This window comes from Tardiphaga sp. 37S4 (assembly GCF_021044645.1).
In the GTDB taxonomy this organism is placed as follows: Bacteria; Pseudomonadota; Alphaproteobacteria; order Rhizobiales; family Xanthobacteraceae; genus Tardiphaga; species Tardiphaga robiniae.
Map to the genome: position 1 here is coordinate 1,437,233 of NZ_CP088008.1, position 19,791 is coordinate 1,457,023.

Genomic DNA, 19,791 nt, shown 5'->3' on the forward strand with positions numbered 1-19,791 from the left:
CCGAAATGTCTCCCGGATAGAAACGATTACCGATGCGATTGGTTGCGGAGCGAAGACCTAGTTCCGGTCGCGAAACGCTGGAAGCGCGCCCGGAAACGGCAGTGCTGTCGCTTCATACACGCCGCGCGCGATGGCGCGGGCGATCACATTACCCGCGACCATGCCGAGCTCCGTCAAACCGACCAGCGGATCGATCGGCTTCTCGCCCGTCGCGGCCGCAAACACGATGTCGCCATCGAGCGGCGCATGCACCGGATAGATTGCGCGCGCGAATCCGGTCTGCGCCATCATGGCGAGACGCCGGGCCTGCGCCTTGGTCAGGATCGCATCGGTAACAACGACGGCAAGTGTCGTATTCTCAATCGAGGTTGCCGCCGGTCCGCCCTTGATACGCATCGCCAGCACCTTGGGCTTCAACTTGTTCGGCATGCCGTGTCCGCCGAACTCATTGCCGACTTCAAATGGCGCTGCCCAGAAGTGTGGGCCATCGCCGATCGTGATACTGCCGACCGCATTGACTGCCGCGAGCGCGGCGACGCGCACGCCCGATGGCGTGACGGCGGAGGCCGAGCCGAGGCCGCCTTTGTAGTTGACTGTCGTGGCGCCGAGCCCTGCGCCGACGCTGCCGAGCTTGAAGTCATCGCTGGTTGCTGCCGCGGCGGCATAGCCGAGATCGCGATAGGGCGGAAAGCGGCCCCAGGCCTTGTCGCCGCCATTGAGCAGGTCGAACAGGATAGCGCCTGGCACGATGGGGATAACGGCATTGCCGATCTGGTAGCCGCGGCCCTGTTCGGCGAGCCAGGCCTGTACGCCGCCGCCGGCTTCGAGGCCGAAGGCCGAGCCGCCGGCCAGCGCGAGGCCGTGGATGGCGTCTACGGTGTTCACAGGATCGAGCAGAGCACTCTCGCGCGTGCCCGGTCCGCCGCCGCGGATGTCGACGGAGGCCACGGCCGGCCTGTCGAACAGGATGGCGGTGACGCCGGAGGCCAGTTGGGCGTCGTCGGCGTGGCCGACGCGAACGCCGGGGATATCGGTGAGCAGGTTCTTCATGGCGGTTCCCTCTTGGCCCGACCAGACCGCAGCAAGGCTGCCCGGTCAACCGATCACGCGTGATCACAACAGCCGGAAGTGGCGGGCATTTGATCCATCCCGCTTGCATCCCGTCATGTCAGCAGTGCATCTAGCCGCATGATCTCCGATGTCACGATCCCCGCCGCATTGATTGCCGGCATTGTCTCGTTCCTGTCGCCCTGCGTGCTGCCGCTGGTGCCGCCCTATCTCATCTATCTCACCGGCGCGACCATCGAGCACGTCGCCAATGACGAGCAGGAGGCGGCCTCCAGGCGCGCGGTGATGATCTCGGCGGCCGTGTTCGTGCTGGGCTTCTCCACGGTGTTCGTGGCGCTCGGCGCCAGCGCCAGCCTGGTCGGCAGCGTAGTCCGCTCCTATGCGGCGGAACTGTCAATCGTTGCCGGCATCCTGATCATCCTGATGGGCCTGCATTTCCTCGGGCTCACGCGCATCGGGCTGCTGATGCGCGAGGGACGCCTGAGCATGCCCAGGCCGGTCGGCCTGTGGGGCGCCTATGTGATGGGTCTGGCTTTCGCGTTTGGCTGGACGCCGTGCATCGGACCTATTCTTGCGGCGATCCTGTCGGTGGCGGCGGCAGAAGCAACGGTGACCAAGGGCGCGGGATTGCTCGCGGTTTATTCCCTCGGCCTCGGCATCCCGTTCCTGATCGCGGCCTTCATGGTGGAGCAATTCTCCAGCATGTTCGCGCGCATGAAGAAGCATCTCGTCCACGTCGAGCGCGCCATGGGCGTGTTGATGGTGATCACCGGCATCGCGTTTCTCACCGGCGCCGTGTCGAATGCCAGCATCTGGCTGCTTGAGACGTTTCCCGCGCTGCAGAATTTCGGGTGAGGGCTCCCTCTTAACCTCGCCCCGCACTTGCGGGGAGAGGTCGGCGCGCAGCGCCGGATGAGGGGCCTCACGCTGGAGAAGACATAACCGATATCTATCGGGTCGGCAGATCAACAAAGTTAGCAACCCGCCCGGACAATATTCGATCCGATAGTCCGAGATGGGGCAGGTGCATACCATGCCCCTCACCCGGTCAGCTTCGCCGCCCGACCTCTCCCCGCAAAGAGCGGGGAGAGGTTAAGGGAAGCGCTCGCGGCGTCGCCTCAGGTTCCCTTCGCGTCGATCTGGGTGTAGTTGCCCTTGGCGTCCCACTTATAGACGACGTAGTCGATCGCCTTGATATCGCCCTTGGCGTCGAACGCCATCTTGCCGAGTACGGTGTCCCATTCGCCGGCCTTGATCACATCCATCACCTTCTTGGTGTCGGTGGAGCCGGCCTTGGCAACGGCCTGCGACCAGACCTGGAACGCCGCATAGGTGTAGAGCGTGTAGCCTTCCGGATCGATGTTCTTGGCCTTGAACTTCTCGACGATCGCCTTCGCGGTCGGCTTGTTGCGCGGGTCGGGGCCGAAGGTGAACAGCGTGCCTTCTGCCGCGGGGCCGGTGATGGAGGCGAATTCCTTGTCGTTCATGGCGTCGCCGGCCATCAATATGGTCTTGAGGCCCTGGTCGCGCATCTGGCGCAGGATGAGGCCAGCCTCCTGATGATAGCCGCCCACATAAACCAGGTCGATATTGTCGCGCTTCAGGCGCGAGACGATCGAGTTGAAGTCCTTGTCGCCCTTGTTGTAGCTCTCGAACATCTTTTCGGTGAAGCCGGCCTTGTTGAGCGCTTTCTTGGTCTCGTCGGCGAGACCCTTGCCGTAAGTGGTCTTGTCGTTGAGGATCGCGACGTTCTTGCCCTTGAAGTTCTTGGCAATGTAGTCGGCGGCAACGAGGCCCTGCTGGTCGTCACGGCCGCAGACGCGCAGCACATTGGCGAGCTTGCGTTCGGTGAACAGTGGGTTGGTCGAAGCCGGCGTGATCTGCAGCACGTTGCCGTCGGCATAGGCTTCGGACGCCGGGATCGACGACGACGAGCAGAAATGGCCGGCGACGAACGGCACCTTGGAGCTTGCGAACTTCTCGGCGATCGAGCGGGCCTGTTTGGGATCGCAGGAATCGTCACCGACCTGCAGCGCCAGCTTCTTGCCGAGCACGCCGCCAGCGGCATTGAGGTCGGCCACAGCCTGGTCGGCGCCGTTCTTCATCTGGCGGCCGAAGGCCGATTCGCCGCCCGTCATCGGGCCGGCGACCGCGACGTTGATGTCCTGCGCAAAAGCTGCGGTTGAGAGCAGCGACGCGGCAAAGGCTAGGCCGATTACATTCAATGGTTTCATGGGGATGATCCTCGCAAAGAGTTTTCGGCCACAAACGCAATCGGCCGCCCGAACGATAGGATCATTCTCAACTTATTTTGATGCCGAGTCATCGGCAATTTTCGGCCGCAAACAGCCAGCCCGTGAGTCCGGCTGCGGCAGGTCGTCGCAATAGCTTTCGCGGTGCGAGCCCGCTCCGGCGGATCAAAAAAGATGCCGAAGCCGCCCTGGTGTGGGCAGCGCCTCACATCGGCTCAGGCATCGACATCATGACGTGAGGCGAGCCGCACCTCTCCTACGCGCGGAGAAGTGCGGCTCTACAAGGGTTACTGCTTCAGTTCGGCGTAGTCGCCCTTGGCGTCCCACTTGTAGACGACGTAGTCGATCGCCTTGATGTCGCCCTTGGCGTCGAAGGCCAGCTTGCCGAGGACGGTGTCCCATTCGCCGGCCTTGATCGTGTCCATCACCTTCTTGGTGTCGGTGGTGCCGGCCTTGGCGACGGCCTGCGACCAGACCTGGAACGCCGCATAGGTGTAGAGCGTGTAGCCCTCGGGATCGATGTTCTTGGCCTTGAAGCGGTCGACGATCGCCTTGGCGGTCGGCTTGTTGCGCGGGTCGGGGCCGAAGGTGAACAGCGTGCCTTCAGCAGCCGGGCCGGTGATTGAGGCGAACTCCTTGTCGTTGATAGCGTCGCCCGCCATCAGCACCGTCTTGAGGCCCTGGTCGCGCATCTGGCGCACGATGAGGCCGGCTTCCTGGTGATAGCCGCCCACGTAAACCAGATCGATATTGTCGCGCTTCAGGCGCGAGACGATAGCATTAAAATCCTTGTCACCCTTGTTGTAGCTCTCGAACATCTTCTCGGTGACGCCGGCTTTGTTCAGCGCCTTCCTGGTCTCGTCGGCGAGGCCTTTTCCATAGGTCGTCTTGTCGTTCAGGATCGCGATATTCTTGCCCTTGTAGTTCTTGGCAATGTACTCGCCGGCGACAAAACCCTGCTGGTCGTCGCGGCCGCAGACGCGTAGCACATTGGCGAGCTTGCGTTCGGTGAACAGCGGATTGGTCGAGCCCGGCGAGATCTGCAGCACATTGCCGTCGGCATAGGCTTCGGATGCCGGGATCGACGACGACGAACAATAGTGACCGGCGACGAACGGAATGCGCGCGCTGGCGAATTTCTCGGCGATCGAGCGCGCCTGCTTGGGATCGCAGGCGTCATCGCCGACCTGCAGCGCCAGCTTCTTGTTCAGCAGGCCGCCGGCGGCGTTGATATCGGCGACGGCGAGTTCGGCGCCATTCTTGAACTGGCGGCCGAAGGCAGATTCGCTGCCGGTCATCGATGATGCGACGGCGACAGGAATATCCTGTGCCAGTGCAACGGACGCCAGCGCAATCGAAGCACCCGCCGTCAGGCCGATGAGTTTGATGAATTTCATAGGAAGTCCCCGTGTTCCGTTCGAATGCAGACAAACGCGACGCCGTGACGGAATCGCGATTGGCGCATCATTCTACCTTCAGAATAGTGTCGATTGTTTGCATCGCGCTGCGCGTCATTTGATGAAGGATATCGATCCGTCAGCCGTGTCGGCCGCCTTCGAGATAGGCGGAACGGATCTCCGGGGCCTTCAGCAATTCGGCGCCGGTGCCCGAGAGGGTGATCAATCCATTGACCATGACATAGCCGCGATGGGCCAGACGCAGCGCGTGATTGGCGTTTTGCTCGACGATCAGCACCGTCAATCCGTCCTGCTTGTTGAGCACGCGGATTGCATCGAAAATCTGCTTGGCGATCAGCGGTGCCAGACCCAGCGAGGGTTCGTCGAGCAACAGCAGGCGCGGGCGGCTCATCAGTGCGCGGCCGATGGCCAGCATCTGCTGCTCGCCGCCGGACAGTGTGCCGCCGCGCTGGGTCATGCGCTCCTTGAGGCGCGGAAACAGCGCCAATACCTTGTCGAGGCTTTCAGCGCGTTCGGCCGGCGTGCTCTCATTGACGTCGGCGCCCATCTGCAGATTTTCCGCCACGCTCATACGCGGGAAAATCCGGCGGCCTTCGGGTGATTGCGCGATGCGCATGCGCGCGATCTCGTGGGTCGGTAGATCGGTGATATCAATGCCGTCATAGATGATTGCGCCAGCGCGCGCCCGCGGCTTGCCGAAGATCGTCATCATCAGTGTCGACTTGCCGGCGCCATTGGCACCGATCAGTGCGACGATCTCGCCGCGCTTGATGTCGAGATCGACGCCTTTCAGCGCTTCGATCTTGCCATAGGATGCGTGCAGGCCAGTGACGGCGAGCATGGGGGCGGCGCTCACGTCTCGCCCTCCATCACTGCGATAGCTTCTTCCTCGTCGGCACCGAGATAGGCGGCGATGACTTTGGGATTGTCGCGGATCTGCTGCGGCGTTCCGTCGGCGATCTTCACGCCGTAATCGAGCACGTTGATATGGTCGGAGATTTGCATCACGACGGACATGTCATGCTCGATGAGCAGGATCGAGGTGCCGTGCTCGGCGCGGATCTTCAGCAGCAACTCATTGAGCGCGGCGCTTTCGCGGGCATTGAGGCCGGCGGCGGGTTCGTCGAGGCAGAGCAGTGCAGGTTCGGTACACATCGCACGCGCGATTTCAAGGCGGCGCTGATCCCCATAAGGCAGGTTGCCGGCGGCATCGTCAGCGCGCTCCAGCAGGCCGATCTGATCGAGCCAGTAGCGCGCCAGGTCGATCGCAGCCTTCTCGGCGGCGCGATAGCTGGGCACGCCGAACAGGCCGAGAAGAGTGAAGCCAGAAGCGCGCATCAGCGTGTTGTGCTGCGCCACCATCAGGTTTTCCAGCGCGGTCATGCCGGGAAGCAGCCGGATATTCTGGAAGGTGCGCGCGACCTTGGCGATCTTCGAGATGCGGAAGTCGTTCAGCCGCTCCAGCCGCCATTCACCGTCGCTGTGGCGCAGCTTGATGGTGCCGGATGTGGGCTTGTAGAAGCCGGTGATGCAATTGAAGACGGTGGTCTTGCCGGCACCGTTGGGGCCGATCAGCGCTGTGATCTTGCCACGCTCGGCGGTGAAGGAGAGATCGTTGACGGCGACGATGCCACCGAAGCGCATCGTCAGATTTTCAACGCTGAGAATGTCGTTGATGTTCATCCGTGCCCCTCTTTGACGAGGTCGGACGAGATCACCGTGTTGCGTTCGAGAAAGACGGTTGGCGCGCGGTGGCCGATCAGGCCGCGCGGGCGCCAGATCATTAGCAGCACCATGGCGCCGCCGAACACCAGCATGCGGAATTGCTCAAGGCCTCTGAACAGTTCGAAGCCGCCGATCATCGCGAGCGCTGCGAGGGCGACGCCGAGTTGTGAGCCCATGCCGCCGAGCACGACGATGGCCAGTACCAGTGCGGATTCGTGGAAGGTGAAGGATTCCGGGCTGATGAAACCCTGACGGGTCGCAAAGAACGCGCCGGCGAAGCCGCCGAACATGGCGCCGGTGGCGAAGGCGGTGAGCTTCGTCGTCGTCGTATTGATGCCGAGCGCGCGGCAGGCGACTTCGTCTTCGCGCAGCGCCTCCCAGGCCCGGCCAATGGGTAGGCGGCGCAGGCGGATGGTGACCCAGTTGGTGAGCAGTGCGAGCGCGAGGATCAGATAGAACAGGAAGACGATGCGGTGGGTCGGCGAGAACTCGATGCCAAGGCGGTCAGCGAGGCCGTCATCGCCCGGCGTCAGCGGAATGCCGAACATGGTTGGACGCGGAATGCCGGAGATGCCGTTGGGACCACCGGTGAGAGTCTGCCAGTTGATGATGACGAGGCGGATGATCTCGCCAAAGGCCAGTGTAACGATGGCGAGGTAGTCGCCGCGCAGCCGCAGGACTGGAAAGCCGAGCAGCACACCGAAGAACGCCGCGAGGATACCGGCGAGTGGCAGGCAGATCCAGAACGACAGGCCGAAATTGGTGGCCAGCAGCGCGTAGGAATAGGCGCCGACGGCATAGAACGCGACATAGCCGAGATCGAGAAGACCGGCGAGGCCGACCACCACATTCAGACCCCAGCCAAGCATCACGTAGGTCAGCACGAGAATTCCGAGATCGAGGATGTAACGCTCGTCGTAGAAGATCACCGGGACGAGAAAGGTGAAGATCAACAGCGCCGGCACCAGCGCACGGCCGGCGAAGGAAAATACTTTCTGCGCCGATGGCGGCACGACGCGCACGGTGTCCACCGGTCCCCACCAGCGGCGCAGCAACTCCATCACGATACTGCCGCCGAACACCACGGCGACCATCGCGGCGAGATCGCCGAAGCGGGTCCACCAGGTCAGTTGCCCGTCGGAGCCGGCCTCGGTGCGGATGCCGATCATCAGCGAGAACAGCACCAGCGCCACCAGCGCGGAGATCACGGCCTTCTTGAGGATGAATGCGGCGTCCGGCCCGCGGGCAGTTTTAGCTTGTGATGCGTTTGCTGCCACTTGGATCCCGTCAGACTTTTTCGACTTCGGGACGGCCGAGCAGGCCGGTCGGCAGGAAGATCAGCACCACGATCAGAATCGAAAAGGCGGCGACGTCTTTGTATTCGGTCGAGAAGTAGGCGGCCCACAATGTCTCGATCAGGCCGATCAGCAAGCCGCCGAGCATGGCGCCAGGCAGCGAGCCGATGCCGCCAAGTACGGCGGCGGTGAACGCCTTGATGCCGGCGACGAAGCCCATGAAAAAATCGACCAGGCCGTAATAGAGCAGGTACATCATGCCCGCGACCGCAGCCAAGGCTGCGCCGATCACGAAGGTCATGGAGATGGTGCGGTCCACATCGACGCCGAGCAGTGACGCCATGGTCTGGTCCTGCTCGCAGGCGCGCATGTCGCGGCCGAGGCGCGTGCGCGCGACCAGCCAGGTGAACAGCGCCAGCAGCACGATGGTGGTGATGACGACGATGATCTGGATGTTGGACAAGCGTACGGCGAAACCGTCGGCACCTTCGTGCAGCGTGTAGCCGCCGGTGATGATCGGCGGCACCGGCTTGACGCGGGCGCCCTGTGCGACCTGCGAGAAATTGGTCAGCACGAAAGACATGCCGATCGCCGACAGCATAGGCGCAAGGCGGAAGGAGTGGCGCAGGGGACGATAGGCGATGCGCTCGATGGTCCAGCCATAGAGCGAGGTGATTGCCATCGAGACCAGAAGCACCAGCAGCAAGATCACCGGCACCGCGGTAAGGCCGATCGACACCAGGATGAGAAAAGTGATCAGCGCGATGAAGCCGCCGATCATGAAGATATCGCCATGGGCGAAATTGATCATGCCGACGATGCCGTAGACCATCGTGTAGCCGATCGCGATCAGGCCATAGATGGAGCCGAGCACGAGTCCGTTGATCAGTTGCTGGGCGAAATAATCCATGCGCTGCCGAATTCGAGTGAGGCGCCACCATGATCCGGCGTCGTTGTATCGTTTTCTAACAGCGGCCATTGGAGGCGGCAACAGGGGCCGGTGCGGCTAAAGTAGCCTGTACATGCTGTTTTTCGCGGCGATTGGCGTCCGTTCACTTGCGCCGCAGCGCACACAAATCCCCGCCTTATTTGCGGCTGTTCCGATGTCACAGTTGCGCCGTGCAACGGCCTTGCAATCATCACGCGGGAACCGAAACGAAGATCGGGGCTGCACGTTGTCGGGCGTTGAATGGTTCAACACAGGAGATTGAAGAATGTCCAATCAGAACCAGCAAAAGCCCGGTCAGCAGAAGCCAGGCCAGCAGAGCCAGAACCCCGGGCAGCAGGGCCAGAAGCCCGGTCAGCAGCAGGGCGGTGGAATGAAGCCCGACCACGAGCAGGACCCGGGCCGGCAGGGCCAGAGATAGGCCGTCAGGCAGACATCAATCGAGATTTGGGTCGTTCTCAGCACCCATGTGGAAGGCCCCGCCGAAAGGCGGGGCTTTTCGTTTGGCAAGTCCCGATCGTATTCCCCCGCCGTTATCCCGGCAATTTTCGAATTAAGGTTACCAATTGGTTTACATTGTCCGTCTGATTGAACGGGCGTTACGTCGGCGCAGGCGTGCGACTCCTGCGAGTCGCCGGCAGAGCGGTGGACGACGTGATGGATCAGAGCAGCGCAGACCAGACCGGAGCCCATCAGGGTGGAACTCTCCAGGCTGGCACGTTTCAGGCCGGTACGTTTCAGACTTGGCGGATCAGCACGTTCACGGGCGCGCTGATCGCCTGCTATTTCATCCCGACCTGGACGATCTTCGCGTTCCGCATCATGGTCTCGCCGATCCAGGGCTTCTATGAGCGGCCCAATATTTCGCTGGCGCTGTTTCTCAGCGACTACATGCAATTTTCCAGCATGGGCACGGTGCGCTATGCGTGGCTGCTCGCCGTCGGCAAGCTGACGGTGGTGGCTTTCTTCACGGTATTCCTGGTGTTCATCACACGCCCGAAAATCCGCAAGACGGGCGGCTGCGACGAGGCGTTGATGATGGCGCTTGGTATCGGTGGCGTGATCTCGTTCGCCAGTATGATGATGGCATCGAAAGTCGGCGAGATCGCTGCGATGCGGCTGCACATCACAGAATTGCTATTGCTGCTGGGCACAGCTGTGCTGATGGCGATCGAGCCGCCGCTGCGTCGCGCGGCGGCGCAGGAGCTTGATCCCGGGCAGCCGGGCAAGGCAGCTAACGACGCGCAGCTTTTGCAGAAGGTCGCCTAAATGGTGAGCCCGAGCTCCTTAATGATCGCGCCAGCTTCCTTGGTGGCGTGATTGGCCGCCGGTACGCCGCAATAGATCGCCTGCTGCAGCAGGATTTCCTTGATGTCGTCCGGTGTGAAGCCGCCTTCGGTGAGGGCGGCGCGCACATGCATGCGAAATTCGTCCCACTGGCCGAGCGCGAGCATAGTGCCGATCACCAATACGCGGCGCGTGCGGTCGTCGAAATGCGGCCGCGTCCAAATCTCGCCCCAGGCGTAGCGGCTGATCAGGTCGAGAAAATCCGCATTGAATGTGTTCTTGCCGGCGGCCGATTTGTCGACCCAGGCATTGCCGAGAACCTTGCGGCGTTTTGCGGTGCCTTCGGCGGCGCGCTGTTGCTCGTCCATCTTAGGTCTCCGTTCAGCGCTGTGTCAGGAAGCCGACTACGGCGTCGGTGAAGGCGTAAGGCTGTTCGACGTTCGAGATGTGTGCGGCATCCAGGAGCGTCATGCTGGCGCCGGGGATGTTGCTGCGGATCAGTTCACCAGCCGCAACCGGTGTTGCGTTGTCCTGACGGCCGGCGATCACCAGCGTTGGGCTTTTGATCTTGGGCAGCAGCGCGCGCTGATCGAGCGTGCTCAGCGCCTCGCAGGCAGCAAGATAGCCTTCGACCGGTGAGGCGATCAGCATCGCCTTCATCTTCGCGGTGGTCTCGGGCTCGCGCTCACGAAAGTCAGCGGTCAGCCAGCCGCCGATGACGGCATCGGCCACCGCTTTGAGGCCACCCTCGCGGACGGCCTTGATGCGGTTGTGCCAGTTGGTCGGATCCGGATAGTAGCAGCTGGTGTTGGCCAGGATGATCTTGTTGAAACGCTCAGGCGCGTTGGCGCCCAACCACTGGCCGACCATGCCACCCATCGACAACCCGCACCAATGGACCTTATCGATGTTGAGGTCGTCGAGGATCGCCAGCACGTCCTTGCCGTAGCGCTCCATCGAGGTCGGGCCGTTCATGCCGGACTTACCGTGGCCGCGCCGATCGTAGCGGATCACACGAAACAGCTTTGTCAGCGCCGGCATCTGCGGCTCCCACATCGCCATGGTGCAGCCAAGCGAGTTCGACATCATCAGCGTCGGCCCGCTGTCGCGGCCCTCCACGGAGACATTCAGCAGGCAGCCGTCGGCATCGATCATGGGCATGGTGTGTCTCCCGAGTTTCTTCTTAGCGGAGTGAGGCGAGCTGGCGGTCGATCAGGGCTTGCGAGACGCCCTGATAATCCATCGGCTCGAACAGTTTGGCGATCGCGGCAGCGCTGAGCTGCGCGTTGACCTTGGGATCGGCCGTGAGAATATCGCGCAGATGTTTCTTCTCGGCGACGGCGCGCTTGGTGGCGGCCTCGATCAGATGATGGGCGTCGCTCTTGCCGAGCTTTTCGGCGAGCGCAAAGGTCACGGCTTCCGCCATGATGAGGCCGTGGGTTTCATCGAGATTGAGGCGCATCCGCTCAACGTCGACCTCGAGCCCTTCGGCGATATCGACGATGGCGGCAAGGGCGCCCGATGTCACCAGCAGCAGCGTCGGCAGCGTCGGCCATTCGGCGTGCCACGGTCCGGCACTGCGCTCGTGATCCTGGATCTGCGCGGCAAAGATCGTTGCAGCCAGATTCGGCGCCATGGTCGCGGCGCCAAGCGCGGAGGCTGATGCCACGGGATTGCGCTTATGCGGCATTGTCGAGGAGCCGCCGCGGCCTTCACCGGAGGGTTCGAACGCTTCGCCGACATCGGTCTGCATCATCAGCGAGACGTCGCGAGCGATCTTGCCGCAACTGCCGGACAGGATCGCCAACACGGAAGCCACTTCGGCGATCCGGTCGCGATGGGTGTGCCACGGCGCATCGGGTAGCGGCAGCTGCAATTCCTTGGCGAGTTGCTCTGCAACGACGAGCCCCTTGTCGCCGAGCGCAGCAAGCGTGCCGGCAGCGCCGCCGAATTGCAGTGCGACGCCTTCGGCGCGCAATCGTTTCAGCCGCAGGCGCGAGCGGTGCAGTGCTGAGGCATATTCGGCGAGCTTCAGCCCGAATGGCATCGGCAGCGCGTGCTGCAGCCAGGTGCGGGCGACCACAGCGGTGTTGCGGTGCTTGACCGCAAGGGCTGCAAAGCCGGCGATGGCGCGGTCGAGATCCGCGAGCAGAGCGTCAATGGCGGCGCGTAGGCCGAGCATGGTGGCGCTGTCGATGACGTCCTGACTGGTGGCGCCCCAATGCACGTAGCGCGCAGCCTCGGTATCGGCCTTCGCCACTTTGGCAGTGAGCGTCTTGACCAGCGGAATGGCGAGGTTGCCGGACCGCGTGGCCGCATCGGCAAGTGCAGCGAGATCGAACTGGTCGGCTTTGCAGGCGGCCTCGATGGCCGCCACCGCGCTGGCGGGAATCACCCCGACTGCGGCCTCGGCCCGCGCCAGTGCGGCTTCGAAGTCCAGCATATGCTGCAAATGGGCGGTATCATCGCAAACCGCACGCATCGCGCGGCTCGACAACAAGGGTGCCAGCAGGGGGGACAGGGATGTGCTCATTTGTGCGGGACCCTAACCATTCCGGCGAGAGTCTGCCAATCCCCCGCAATCTTCTTGTCGCCGTCGCCTGTTGCACTGCGAATAGGCATCGCCCCATCTCGCCAGGCGGTCTTTCCTTTGCGCCGTCCGTGCATTACTTGGGATTGGGGGCAATCCCTTGGGGATGACAGCCTCAATTCCGGACGGCGACAAATTCAGGAGACAGACCCATGGCCATGACGATGAGCGGTGAAGTTCAGCTTGCCGCGCCCCGCGAAGTGGTATGGGGAAAGCTCAACGACCCCGCGGTGCTGAAGGCCTGTATCCCGGGCTGCGAAGAGCTCGAGACCACAGAGGAGGGCGGCTTCCGCGCCACCGCAAAGATCAAGGTCGGCCCGGTTTCCGCCCGCTTCAAGGGCAAGGTCACGCTGAGCGATCTCGATCCGCCCAACGGCTACAAGATCACTGGTGAAGGCGAGGGCGGCGTGGCCGGCTTTGCCAAGGGCGGCGCTGTCGTCGGCCTGACCGACAAGGATGGCGGCACGCTCCTGACCTACAATGTGGAAGCCCAGATCGGCGGCAAGTTGGCCCAGCTCGGTCAGCGCCTGATCAACGGTTCAGCCAAGAAGATCGCCGACGAGTTCTTCGCAAACTTCGCCAAAGCCGTTCAAGGCTAAAGTGCGGAGCGTCTGATAGCGGCGATCAAGTGTGCTTGATACCGCAGAAAAACACACCAGAGACCGTCCCGACTTGAGGTTGCTCATTGCCGGGATGGGCCATATTATGCATTTGGAATGATTTTAATGACCGTGTCGCCACGCAATGGGACGCGGACCAAGAGAGTGCATATGGCCAAAATCTCGATGATCGTGAACGGCAATCCCGTCACCGGCAATATCGATCCGCGCACATTGCTGGTGCAGTTTCTGCGTGAGAATCTGCGGCTCACCGGCACCCATGTGGGTTGCGACACGTCGCAATGCGGCGCCTGCGTTGTGCATCTCGACGGCAAGGCCGTGAAGTCCTGCACCACGCTCGCTGTCATGGCCGATGGCCACGAGGTGAAGACGATCGAAGGTCTCGCCGCCGATGGCGCGCCGCTGCATCCGATGCAGGAGGCGTTTCGCGAGCATCACGGTCTGCAGTGCGGCTTTTGCACTCCCGGCATGATCATGACCGCGGTGGACCTCGTGCATCGTAAGGGACATGATCTCAGCGATCACCTGATCCGCGAAGAACTCGAGGGCAATCTCTGTCGCTGCACCGGTTATCAGAACATCGTGGCGTCGATCGCAGCCGGCGCCAAGGCGATGGCGAAGTCCGATCTCGCATAACGACGCACAACGATAATCGCGCACCGCGAATCAGGGATCCCCACCCATGTACGAATTCAAATATCATCGTCCGTCGACCGTGCGGCAGGCCGCCAATCTCCTCATCAAGAACGAAGACGCCAAGCTGATCGCCGGCGGTCACACGCTGGTGCCGGTCATGAAGCAGCGTTTGGCGGCACCGCCGCATATCATCGATCTCTCGCATATCGAGGGTGTCGACGGCATCGAGATGAAGGGGCGTTCGCTGGTGATCGGCGCGCTCGCCAAGCATGCCGCTGTCGCGGCGTCGCCGATCGTTGGCGAAGCCATTCCGGCACTGGCCGAACTCGCCGGCCTGATCGGCGATCCCGCTGTGCGCCACAAGGGCACCATCGGTGGTTCGCTCGCCAATAACGATCCCACGGCGGACTATCCCGCAGCTGTAATGGCCCTCGGTGCCACCATCACCACCAACAAGCGCAAGCTGAAGCCGGAAGAGTTCTTCCAGGGCCTGTTCACCACGGCGCTGGAAGCGGACGAGATCATCACCAAGGTCTCGTTCCCGGTGCCGAAGAAGGCGGCCTATATCAAGTTCCGCAACCAGGCCTCGCGCTATGCACTTGTTGGGGTGTTCGTGGCGCGTCTGCCCTCGGGTGTGCGGGTCACGGTCACCGGTGCGGGCTCGGATGGTGTGTTCCGCGTCGAGGAGTTCGAGGCTGCATTGCAGAAGCGGTTCTCGCCAAAGGCGCTGGACGGGCTTACGGTGCCGGCCGAAGGCCTCAACAGCGATCTCCATGGCAGCGCCGAATATCGGGCGCATCTGATCGGCGTGCTGGCCAAGCGTGCGGTCGAAGCTGCCAACAACCGGGCCTGATATTTGTCAGGTCCGCACTTTTCCGGATTGGTTCTCTCATGACTAAGCCATCGGCGTTCCCCACTTCCGTCGATGGCATGCTGGAATTGCTGACATCGCGCGGCTATCTCGCCGAGCGTTCGCTGGCGACAGTCACCTATCTCTCGCTGAAAATGGGCCGGCCGCTGTTTCTCGAAGGCGAGGCCGGCGTCGGCAAGACCGAGATCGCCAAGGTGCTATCGGCAGCACTCGGCCGCAAGCTGATCCGGCTGCAGTGCTACGAAGGCCTCGACGTGTCTTCCGCGGTCTATGAGTGGAACAGCGCCTCGCAGATGATCGCGATCCGTCTGGCGGAAGCGGCCGGCGATACCGACCGCGATCAGCTGGCCAGCGACATCTTCGCCGAGCGCTACCTGATCAAGCGTCCGCTGCTGCAGGCGCTCGAGCCGGACGTCAACGGCGCGCCGGTGCTCCTGATCGACGAACTCGATCGTGCGGACGAGGCGTTCGAAGCCTATCTCCTCGAAATCCTCAGCGACTTTCAGGTGACCATTCCTGAACTCGGCACCGTGAAGGCGCCGGCGCCGCCCATCGTCATCGTCACATCGAACCGCACCCGCGAGATTCACGACGCGCTGAAGCGGCGCTGTCTGTATCACTGGGTCGACTATCCCAACGCCGAGCGCGAACTCGCCATCGTCAAGTCGCGGGTGCCGGGCATCTCCGCAAAGCTCTCGCAGCAGGTGGTGAGATTCGTGCAGGCACTGCGCGATCAGGATTTCTACAAGTCGCCGGGCGTTGCCGAGACTCTGGACTGGGCGACCGCGCTGACCGAACTCGACGCCCGCTCGCTGACGCCGCAGGTGGTGGGCGATACGCTGGGCGCGCTGTTGAAGTATCAGGACGATATCCAGCGCATGCAGGGCGATGCGCTGGCGAAGGTGATCAAGGAAGCGACGAGCGATTAACACTCGTCATTCCGGGGCGCGGGCGGCGATAGTCGAACGCGAACCCGGAATCCCGAAGTAGTTGAACACATCGAGGTTCCCCACCACTCCAATTGGAGTGGCTGAGGTTCGGTCGCGCAAGTGGCGCGCCCGCCCCGGAACGACGGAGTTAGGTTTGCCCATCGACCATCTCAACCCACCGACTGGCCAGATGGCAGATAATGTCATCGGCTTTGCGCGTGCGCTCCGCGCCGCCGGGCTGCCGGTCGGGCCGGGTGCGGTGATCGATGCGCTGAATGCCTTGCAGATGATCGAGATCGGCAAGCGCGCCGACGTTTTCACCACGCTGGAAGCGATCTTCGTCAAACGCCACGAGCATGCGTTGGTGTTTGCCCAGGCCTTCGATCTGTTTTTCCGTGCGGCCGACGAATGGAAGCAGATGCTGGATTCGGTGCCGCTGCCCGACGATGCCAAGCGCAAGCCGCCGCCGGCCTCGCGCCGCGTGCAGGAGGCGATGGCACAGCCGGCACAGGGCGCAGAACGCGAGGCACCGCAGGAGCAGGAGATCAGGCTATCGGTCTCCGACCGCGAGGTTTTGCAGAAGAAAGACTTTGCGCAGATGAGTGCAGCGGAGATCGCCGAGGTCACGCGCGCGATCGCCAATATGCGGCTGCCGCAAGCTGAACTGCGCACACGCCGCACTCAGCCGGACAAGCACGGCGCGCGGCTCGATCTGCGGCGCACGCTGCGCGGCAGCTTGCGTACGGGCGGCGACATCATCGATATCCGCAGGCTAGGCCTGATTGATAAGCCGGCGCCGATTGTCGCATTGCTCGATATCTCCGGCTCGATGAGTGAATATACCCGGCTGTTCCTGCACTTCCTTCATGCCATTACGGATGCCCGCAAGCGCGTCTCGGTCTTCCTGTTCGGCACCCGGCTGACCAATGTGACGCGGGCGCTGCGGTCGCGCGATCCCGACGAGGCGCTGGCCTCGTGCTCGGCCTCGGTGGAAGACTGGGCCGGCGGTACGCGCATTTCCGCGTCGCTGCATAATTTCAACAAGCTGTGGGGACGCCGCGTACTCGGCCAGGGCGCCATCGTGCTGCTAATTTCCGACGGTTTGGAGCGGGAGGCGGATTCCCAACTGGCCTTCGAGATGGACCGGCTGCATCGCTCCTGCCGGCGGCTGATCTGGCTCAACCCGCTATTGCGCTTCGACGGGTTCGAACCGAAAGCGCAGGGCATCAAAATGATGCTCCCGCACGTTGACGAATTCCGCCCGGTGCATAATTTGAGTTCGATCGACGGACTGATCAAGGCGCTGTCATCGGCGCCCCCGGTCCATCACCGCAGCCTGATCCGGCCCGCAGCTTAAGAGAGGCTTCCATGCTCAATCGCGATGAAGACATCCTGCAGGCCGCCGAGGCGTGGCAGAAGGCCGGACACGGCGTGGCGCTGGCCACCGTGGTTGAGACCTGGGGTTCGGCGCCGCGCCCCGCAGGCTCGAATCTCGTCATCAATGACGATGGCACCTTCCTGGGCTCGGTCTCCGGCGGTTGCGTTGAAGGCGCCGTGGTCACCGAGGCGCTCGATGTGATTGCGAGTGGCGAGCCCAAATTGCTCGAATTCGGCGTGGCCGACGAGACCGCCTGGAATGTCGGCCTGTCCTGCGGCGGCACCATTCGTGTGTTCGTCGAGAAGGTCGGTCAGTCGTGAAGGCCGAGACACTTGCCACCCTGAACATGGAACGCGCCGCTCGGCGCCCCGTTGTTTTGATCACCGATATATCCGATGGAACACAACGCCTGGTGAAGGCTGCCGATTTCGGCGCCGATCCGCTGCATGCCGAGCTCGAGAAGCAGTTGCGCATGGGCAAGAGCGCCATGGTCGAGGCCGACGGCAAGAAGCTGTTCCTGAATGTCTACGCGCCCACTGCACGGCTCGTGATCATCGGCGCTGTCCATATCAGCCAGGCTTTGGCGCCGCTGGCGCGGTCGCTGGATTACGATGTGACGGTGGTCGATCCGCGCACAGCCTTTGCCAGCGCAGAGCGTTTTCCGGACGTGAAGTTGATCGCTGAATGGCCCGAAGAGGCGCTGCCGGGCCTCAACATCGATCACTACACGGCCTTCGTTGCGGTGACCCATGATCCGAAGATCGACGATCCAGCGCTGCTGCACGCGTTCGAGAAGAACTGCTTCTATATCGGCGCGCTGGGCTCGCGAAAGACTCACGCCAAGCGCGGCGACCGGATGAAGGCGCAGGGCGTCAGCGCGGCTGACTTCGCGCGGATCAAAGCGCCGATCGGTCTCAATATCGGTGCTGTTTCGCCATCGGAGATCGCGGTTTCGATCATGGCCGAGATCACCGCCGAATTGCGGATGCCCAAGACGATACCCGCGGAATTGTCCAAAGTGAGCAACCCATGAAGTTCGGTCCCGCCAGTCCGGCGGATGCACTTGGCGGCGTGACCGTCCATACGCTGCGTCAGGGTTCGCTCGTTCTCAAGAAGGGCACCACTATCGGTCCCGATGAAGTCGCCGCGCTGACCGGCGCGGGGGTCAAGGACGTGGTCGTCGTGCGTCTCGAGGACGGTGATGTGTCCGAAGACGTCGCTGCAGCCAGTATCGCGCGGGCGGTGGCGGGCGAGGGCGTTAATGTCGAGCGTGCCTTCACGGGCCGCGCCAATCTGTTTGCGGGGACGCCGGGCGTGCTGGTCGTCGATCGCGCCATCGTCGATCGCATCAATGCGGTCGATGAAGCGATCACCTTTGCAACGCTCGCGGCCTACAAGCCGGTGGTCGAAGGCGAGATGATCGCGACCGTCAAGCTGATCCCGTTCGGCGTCGCCGGTACACTGCGCGACGCGGCCGTCCAGGCTGCCTCGGGCGGCGCAATGAGAATCGCGCCTTACACGGTCAAGAAAGTCGGCATCGTCTCGACGCTGTTGCCGGGGCTGTCGCCGAAGGTGATCGACAAGACGCTGCGTGTGACCGAAGAGCGCCTTGCGCCTGCTGGTGCGAAGATCATCGCCGAGCGCCGCGTGTCGCACGACGAGAAAGTGCTGGCGAAGACAATCAGGGAATTGCTCGGGCTCGGCGCCGAGCTGGTGATCGTGTTCGGTGCCTCGGCCATTGCCGACCGCCGTGATGTCATCCCGTCGGCGATCGAGCAAATCGGCGGCGCCATCGAGCATTTCGGCATGCCGGTCGATCCTGGCAATCTGCTGCTGATCGGCAGGGCGGGCAACGTGCCGGTGCTGGGTGCGCCGGGCTGCGCGCGCTCCCCAGTCGAGAACGGCTTCGATTGGGTGTTGATGCGGCTGCTGGCCGGTCTCAAGGTGACCCGCACCGATCTCACCGGTATGGGCGTCGGCGGTCTGCTGATGGAAATCGTCACCAGGCCGCAACCGCGCGTGCCCGTTGGCAGCGACGGCAACAGCAATGTCGCGGCGGTCGTTCTGGCTGCGGGCCGCTCGACCCGAATGGGCGGGCCGAACAAGCTGCTCGCCGAACTCAACGGCAAGGCATTGGTCCGGATCGTCGCCGAACAGGCGATCGCATCGAAAGCGTCGAGCGTAACGGTGGTGACAGGTCATCAGGCGCCAGAGGTCGAGAAGGCGCTGGCCGGACTCAAAGTCACGTTCGTCTACAACCCTGATTTTGCCGATGGCCTTGCCAGTTCGGTGAAAGCCGGCATCGCGGCAGTCCCGGCCGATGCCAATGGAGCTGCGGTTTGTCTTGGCGACATGCCGCTGATCGATGCCCGCTTGATCGACCGGTTGATCGAATCCTTCGCGCCGGATCGCGGCAACCTCATCGTTGTCCCTGTGAGCGACGGCCGGCGCGGTAATCCCGTGTTGTGGTCTCGGCGCTTCTTCAACGAGTTGATGACGCTGGACGGCGATATCGGCGCGCGGCACCTGATCATGAAGCACGCCGAAGCCGTGGCCGACGTGGCGGTCGAAGGTCACGGGGCCTTCCTCGATATCGATACACCGCAGGCGCTGGAAGACGCGCGGAGCGGCTAACACATGGCGCATGCGGCGGGCCACCGCATTGCACTTTCGTTCACCAAGTTGAAACGCCCTTCCTTTAGCGTCTGCCTCGATCGACCTCGGGGGAGGGGAAATTGTCACTGTTTGTTGCCGCGCGTCGTCGCGCGATTCTCGC

21 protein-coding genes are annotated in these 19,791 nt (G+C 62.8%); 11 read left to right on the plus strand and 10 right to left on the minus strand.

The window, feature by feature from the left end; all coding sequences use genetic code 11:
• Positions 1 to 57: 57 nt before the first annotated feature.
• Complete coding sequence (locus LPB73_RS06720; RefSeq protein WP_231080060.1) at positions 58 to 1,050, minus strand: P1 family peptidase; 993 nt, start codon at positions 1,048 to 1,050, stop codon at positions 58 to 60.
• A gap of 138 nt (positions 1,051 to 1,188) precedes the next feature.
• On the opposite strand from LPB73_RS06720, the gene LPB73_RS06725 reads away from it, so the two are divergent.
• Positions 1,189 to 1,923 carry a cytochrome c biogenesis CcdA family protein gene (locus LPB73_RS06725; RefSeq protein ID WP_231080061.1) on the plus strand — a complete coding sequence of 245 codons (735 nt, stop codon included), beginning with the start codon at positions 1,189 to 1,191 and terminating at the stop codon, positions 1,921 to 1,923.
• 263 nt (positions 1,924 to 2,186) lie between these two features.
• Here LPB73_RS06725 and LPB73_RS06730 read toward each other — a convergent pair whose 3' ends face one another.
• The 6 genes from LPB73_RS06730 to LPB73_RS06755 all read right to left on the minus strand — a co-directional run bounded on the left by LPB73_RS06730 (position 2,187) and on the right by LPB73_RS06755 (position 8,668).
• Positions 2,187 to 3,302 carry a branched-chain amino acid ABC transporter substrate-binding protein gene (locus LPB73_RS06730; RefSeq protein ID WP_093756457.1) on the minus strand — a complete coding sequence of 372 codons (1,116 nt, stop codon included), beginning with the start codon at positions 3,300 to 3,302 and terminating at the stop codon, positions 2,187 to 2,189.
• Between the two features lie 305 nt (positions 3,303 to 3,607).
• The gene (locus LPB73_RS06735; protein WP_089264999.1) at positions 3,608 to 4,717 is read right to left on the minus strand and encodes a branched-chain amino acid ABC transporter substrate-binding protein; all 1,110 of its coding nucleotides are present in this window, start codon (positions 4,715 to 4,717) and stop codon (positions 3,608 to 3,610) included.
• 139 nt (positions 4,718 to 4,856) lie between these two features.
• A complete protein-coding gene (locus LPB73_RS06740) occupies positions 4,857 to 5,579 on the minus strand; it encodes an ABC transporter ATP-binding protein (RefSeq protein WP_175365835.1) in 723 nt (240 codons plus the stop codon).
• Positions 5,580 to 5,590: 11 nt separating this feature from the next.
• Positions 5,591 to 6,421 (minus strand): ABC transporter ATP-binding protein, encoded by an 831-nt coding sequence (locus tag LPB73_RS06745; RefSeq protein ID WP_231080062.1) that lies wholly within the window; start codon positions 6,419 to 6,421, stop codon positions 5,591 to 5,593.
• Positions 6,418 to 7,740 (minus strand): high-affinity branched-chain amino acid ABC transporter permease LivM, encoded by a 1,323-nt coding sequence (gene livM, locus LPB73_RS06750; protein WP_305801701.1) that lies wholly within the window; start codon positions 7,738 to 7,740, stop codon positions 6,418 to 6,420. The genes LPB73_RS06745 and livM overlap by 4 nt, the downstream gene beginning before the upstream one ends.
• 10 nt (positions 7,741 to 7,750) lie before the next feature.
• Entirely contained in the window at positions 7,751 to 8,668 is a 918-nt protein-coding gene (locus tag LPB73_RS06755; protein WP_089264995.1) for an ABC transporter permease subunit, read from the minus strand.
• Between the two features lie 304 nt (positions 8,669 to 8,972).
• Between LPB73_RS06755 and LPB73_RS06760 the strand changes: the two genes are divergently transcribed.
• Both LPB73_RS06760 and LPB73_RS06765 read left to right on the plus strand, forming a co-directional pair.
• A complete protein-coding gene (locus LPB73_RS06760; protein WP_170849538.1) occupies positions 8,973 to 9,125 on the plus strand; it encodes a hypothetical protein in 153 nt (50 codons plus the stop codon).
• A 236-nt stretch (positions 9,126 to 9,361) separates the two neighbouring features.
• Positions 9,362 to 9,973, plus strand: a complete 612-nt coding sequence (locus LPB73_RS06765; RefSeq protein WP_231080063.1) for a hypothetical protein — start codon at positions 9,362 to 9,364, stop codon at positions 9,971 to 9,973.
• Here the strand turns inward: LPB73_RS06765 and LPB73_RS06770 are convergent.
• The 3 genes from LPB73_RS06770 to LPB73_RS06780 are packed head-to-tail and all read right to left on the minus strand — an operon-like array spanning position 9,970 to position 12,524.
• Positions 9,970 to 10,359, minus strand: coding sequence for a carboxymuconolactone decarboxylase family protein (locus LPB73_RS06770; RefSeq protein WP_231080064.1), 390 nt, complete (start codon positions 10,357 to 10,359; stop codon positions 9,970 to 9,972). The genes LPB73_RS06765 and LPB73_RS06770 overlap by 4 nt on opposite strands.
• A 13-nt stretch (positions 10,360 to 10,372) precedes the next feature.
• A complete protein-coding gene (gene pcaD / locus LPB73_RS06775) occupies positions 10,373 to 11,152 on the minus strand; it encodes a 3-oxoadipate enol-lactonase (protein WP_231080065.1) in 780 nt (259 codons plus the stop codon).
• Between the two features lie 22 nt (positions 11,153 to 11,174).
• Entirely contained in the window at positions 11,175 to 12,524 is a 1,350-nt protein-coding gene (locus LPB73_RS06780; RefSeq protein WP_231080066.1) for a 3-carboxy-cis,cis-muconate cycloisomerase, read from the minus strand.
• A 209-nt stretch (positions 12,525 to 12,733) separates the two neighbouring features.
• Here LPB73_RS06780 and LPB73_RS06785 point away from each other — a divergent pair, with 209 nt between their 5' ends.
• The 8 genes from LPB73_RS06785 (at position 12,734) to LPB73_RS06820 (ending at position 19,649) form a co-directional block, all read left to right on the plus strand.
• Positions 12,734 to 13,180 (plus strand): SRPBCC family protein, encoded by a 447-nt coding sequence (locus LPB73_RS06785; protein ID WP_089264991.1) that lies wholly within the window; start codon positions 12,734 to 12,736, stop codon positions 13,178 to 13,180.
• A gap of 171 nt (positions 13,181 to 13,351) precedes the next feature.
• Positions 13,352 to 13,837 carry a (2Fe-2S)-binding protein gene (locus LPB73_RS06790; RefSeq protein ID WP_089264990.1) on the plus strand — a complete coding sequence of 162 codons (486 nt, stop codon included), beginning with the start codon at positions 13,352 to 13,354 and terminating at the stop codon, positions 13,835 to 13,837.
• 46 nt (positions 13,838 to 13,883) lie between these two features.
• Positions 13,884 to 14,690, plus strand: a complete 807-nt coding sequence (locus tag LPB73_RS06795) for an FAD binding domain-containing protein (RefSeq protein ID WP_089264989.1) — start codon at positions 13,884 to 13,886, stop codon at positions 14,688 to 14,690.
• Between the two features lie 38 nt (positions 14,691 to 14,728).
• Complete coding sequence (locus tag LPB73_RS06800; RefSeq protein WP_231080067.1) at positions 14,729 to 15,637, plus strand: AAA family ATPase; 909 nt, start codon at positions 14,729 to 14,731, stop codon at positions 15,635 to 15,637.
• A gap of 190 nt (positions 15,638 to 15,827) precedes the next feature.
• On the plus strand, positions 15,828 to 16,994 hold the full coding sequence (locus LPB73_RS06805; RefSeq protein WP_231081096.1) for a vWA domain-containing protein: 1,167 nt from the start codon (positions 15,828 to 15,830) through the stop codon (positions 16,992 to 16,994).
• 11 nt (positions 16,995 to 17,005) lie between these two features.
• Positions 17,006 to 17,335 (plus strand): XdhC family protein, encoded by a 330-nt coding sequence (locus tag LPB73_RS06810; protein ID WP_068736040.1) that lies wholly within the window; start codon positions 17,006 to 17,008, stop codon positions 17,333 to 17,335.
• Complete coding sequence (locus LPB73_RS06815; RefSeq protein ID WP_231080068.1) at positions 17,332 to 18,048, plus strand: XdhC family protein; 717 nt, start codon at positions 17,332 to 17,334, stop codon at positions 18,046 to 18,048. The genes LPB73_RS06810 and LPB73_RS06815 overlap by 4 nt, the downstream gene beginning before the upstream one ends.
• On the plus strand, positions 18,045 to 19,649 hold the full coding sequence (locus LPB73_RS06820) for an NTP transferase domain-containing protein (protein ID WP_231080069.1): 1,605 nt from the start codon (positions 18,045 to 18,047) through the stop codon (positions 19,647 to 19,649). Before LPB73_RS06815 ends, LPB73_RS06820 begins: the two co-directional genes overlap by 4 nt.
• The last annotated feature ends 142 nt before the right edge of the window (positions 19,650 to 19,791 follow it).

Coding starts and splice junctions, on each gene's coding strand:
- LPB73_RS06810 (WP_068736040.1), top strand. CDS start 17,006: ATGCTCAATCGCGATGAAGACATCCTGCAGGCCGCCGAGGCGTGGCAG.
- LPB73_RS06800 (WP_231080067.1), top strand. CDS start 14,729: ATGACTAAGCCATCGGCGTTCCCCACTTCCGTCGATGGCATGCTGGAA.
- LPB73_RS06780 (WP_231080066.1), bottom strand. CDS start 12,524: ATGAGCACATCCCTGTCCCCCCTGCTGGCACCCTTGTTGTCGAGCCGC.
- LPB73_RS06740 (WP_175365835.1), bottom strand. CDS start 5,579: ATGCTCGCCGTCACTGGCCTGCACGCATCCTATGGCAAGATCGAAGCG.
- LPB73_RS06720 (WP_231080060.1), bottom strand. CDS start 1,050: ATGAAGAACCTGCTCACCGATATCCCCGGCGTTCGCGTCGGCCACGCC.
- LPB73_RS06820 (WP_231080069.1), top strand. CDS start 18,045: ATGAAGTTCGGTCCCGCCAGTCCGGCGGATGCACTTGGCGGCGTGACC.
- LPB73_RS06785 (WP_089264991.1), top strand. CDS start 12,734: ATGGCCATGACGATGAGCGGTGAAGTTCAGCTTGCCGCGCCCCGCGAA.
- LPB73_RS06755 (WP_089264995.1), bottom strand. CDS start 8,668: ATGGATTATTTCGCCCAGCAACTGATCAACGGACTCGTGCTCGGCTCC.
- LPB73_RS06745 (WP_231080062.1), bottom strand. CDS start 6,421: ATGAACATCAACGACATTCTCAGCGTTGAAAATCTGACGATGCGCTTC.
- pcaD (WP_231080065.1), bottom strand. CDS start 11,152: ATGCCCATGATCGATGCCGACGGCTGCCTGCTGAATGTCTCCGTGGAG.
- LPB73_RS06805 (WP_231081096.1), top strand. CDS start 15,828: ATGGCAGATAATGTCATCGGCTTTGCGCGTGCGCTCCGCGCCGCCGGG.
- LPB73_RS06730 (WP_093756457.1), bottom strand. CDS start 3,302: ATGAAACCATTGAATGTAATCGGCCTAGCCTTTGCCGCGTCGCTGCTC.
- LPB73_RS06790 (WP_089264990.1), top strand. CDS start 13,352: ATGGCCAAAATCTCGATGATCGTGAACGGCAATCCCGTCACCGGCAAT.
- LPB73_RS06735 (WP_089264999.1), bottom strand. CDS start 4,717: ATGAAATTCATCAAACTCATCGGCCTGACGGCGGGTGCTTCGATTGCG.
- LPB73_RS06725 (WP_231080061.1), top strand. CDS start 1,189: ATGATCTCCGATGTCACGATCCCCGCCGCATTGATTGCCGGCATTGTC.
- LPB73_RS06795 (WP_089264989.1), top strand. CDS start 13,884: ATGTACGAATTCAAATATCATCGTCCGTCGACCGTGCGGCAGGCCGCC.
- LPB73_RS06760 (WP_170849538.1), top strand. CDS start 8,973: ATGTCCAATCAGAACCAGCAAAAGCCCGGTCAGCAGAAGCCAGGCCAG.
- LPB73_RS06770 (WP_231080064.1), bottom strand. CDS start 10,359: ATGGACGAGCAACAGCGCGCCGCCGAAGGCACCGCAAAACGCCGCAAG.
- LPB73_RS06765 (WP_231080063.1), top strand. CDS start 9,362: ATGGATCAGAGCAGCGCAGACCAGACCGGAGCCCATCAGGGTGGAACT.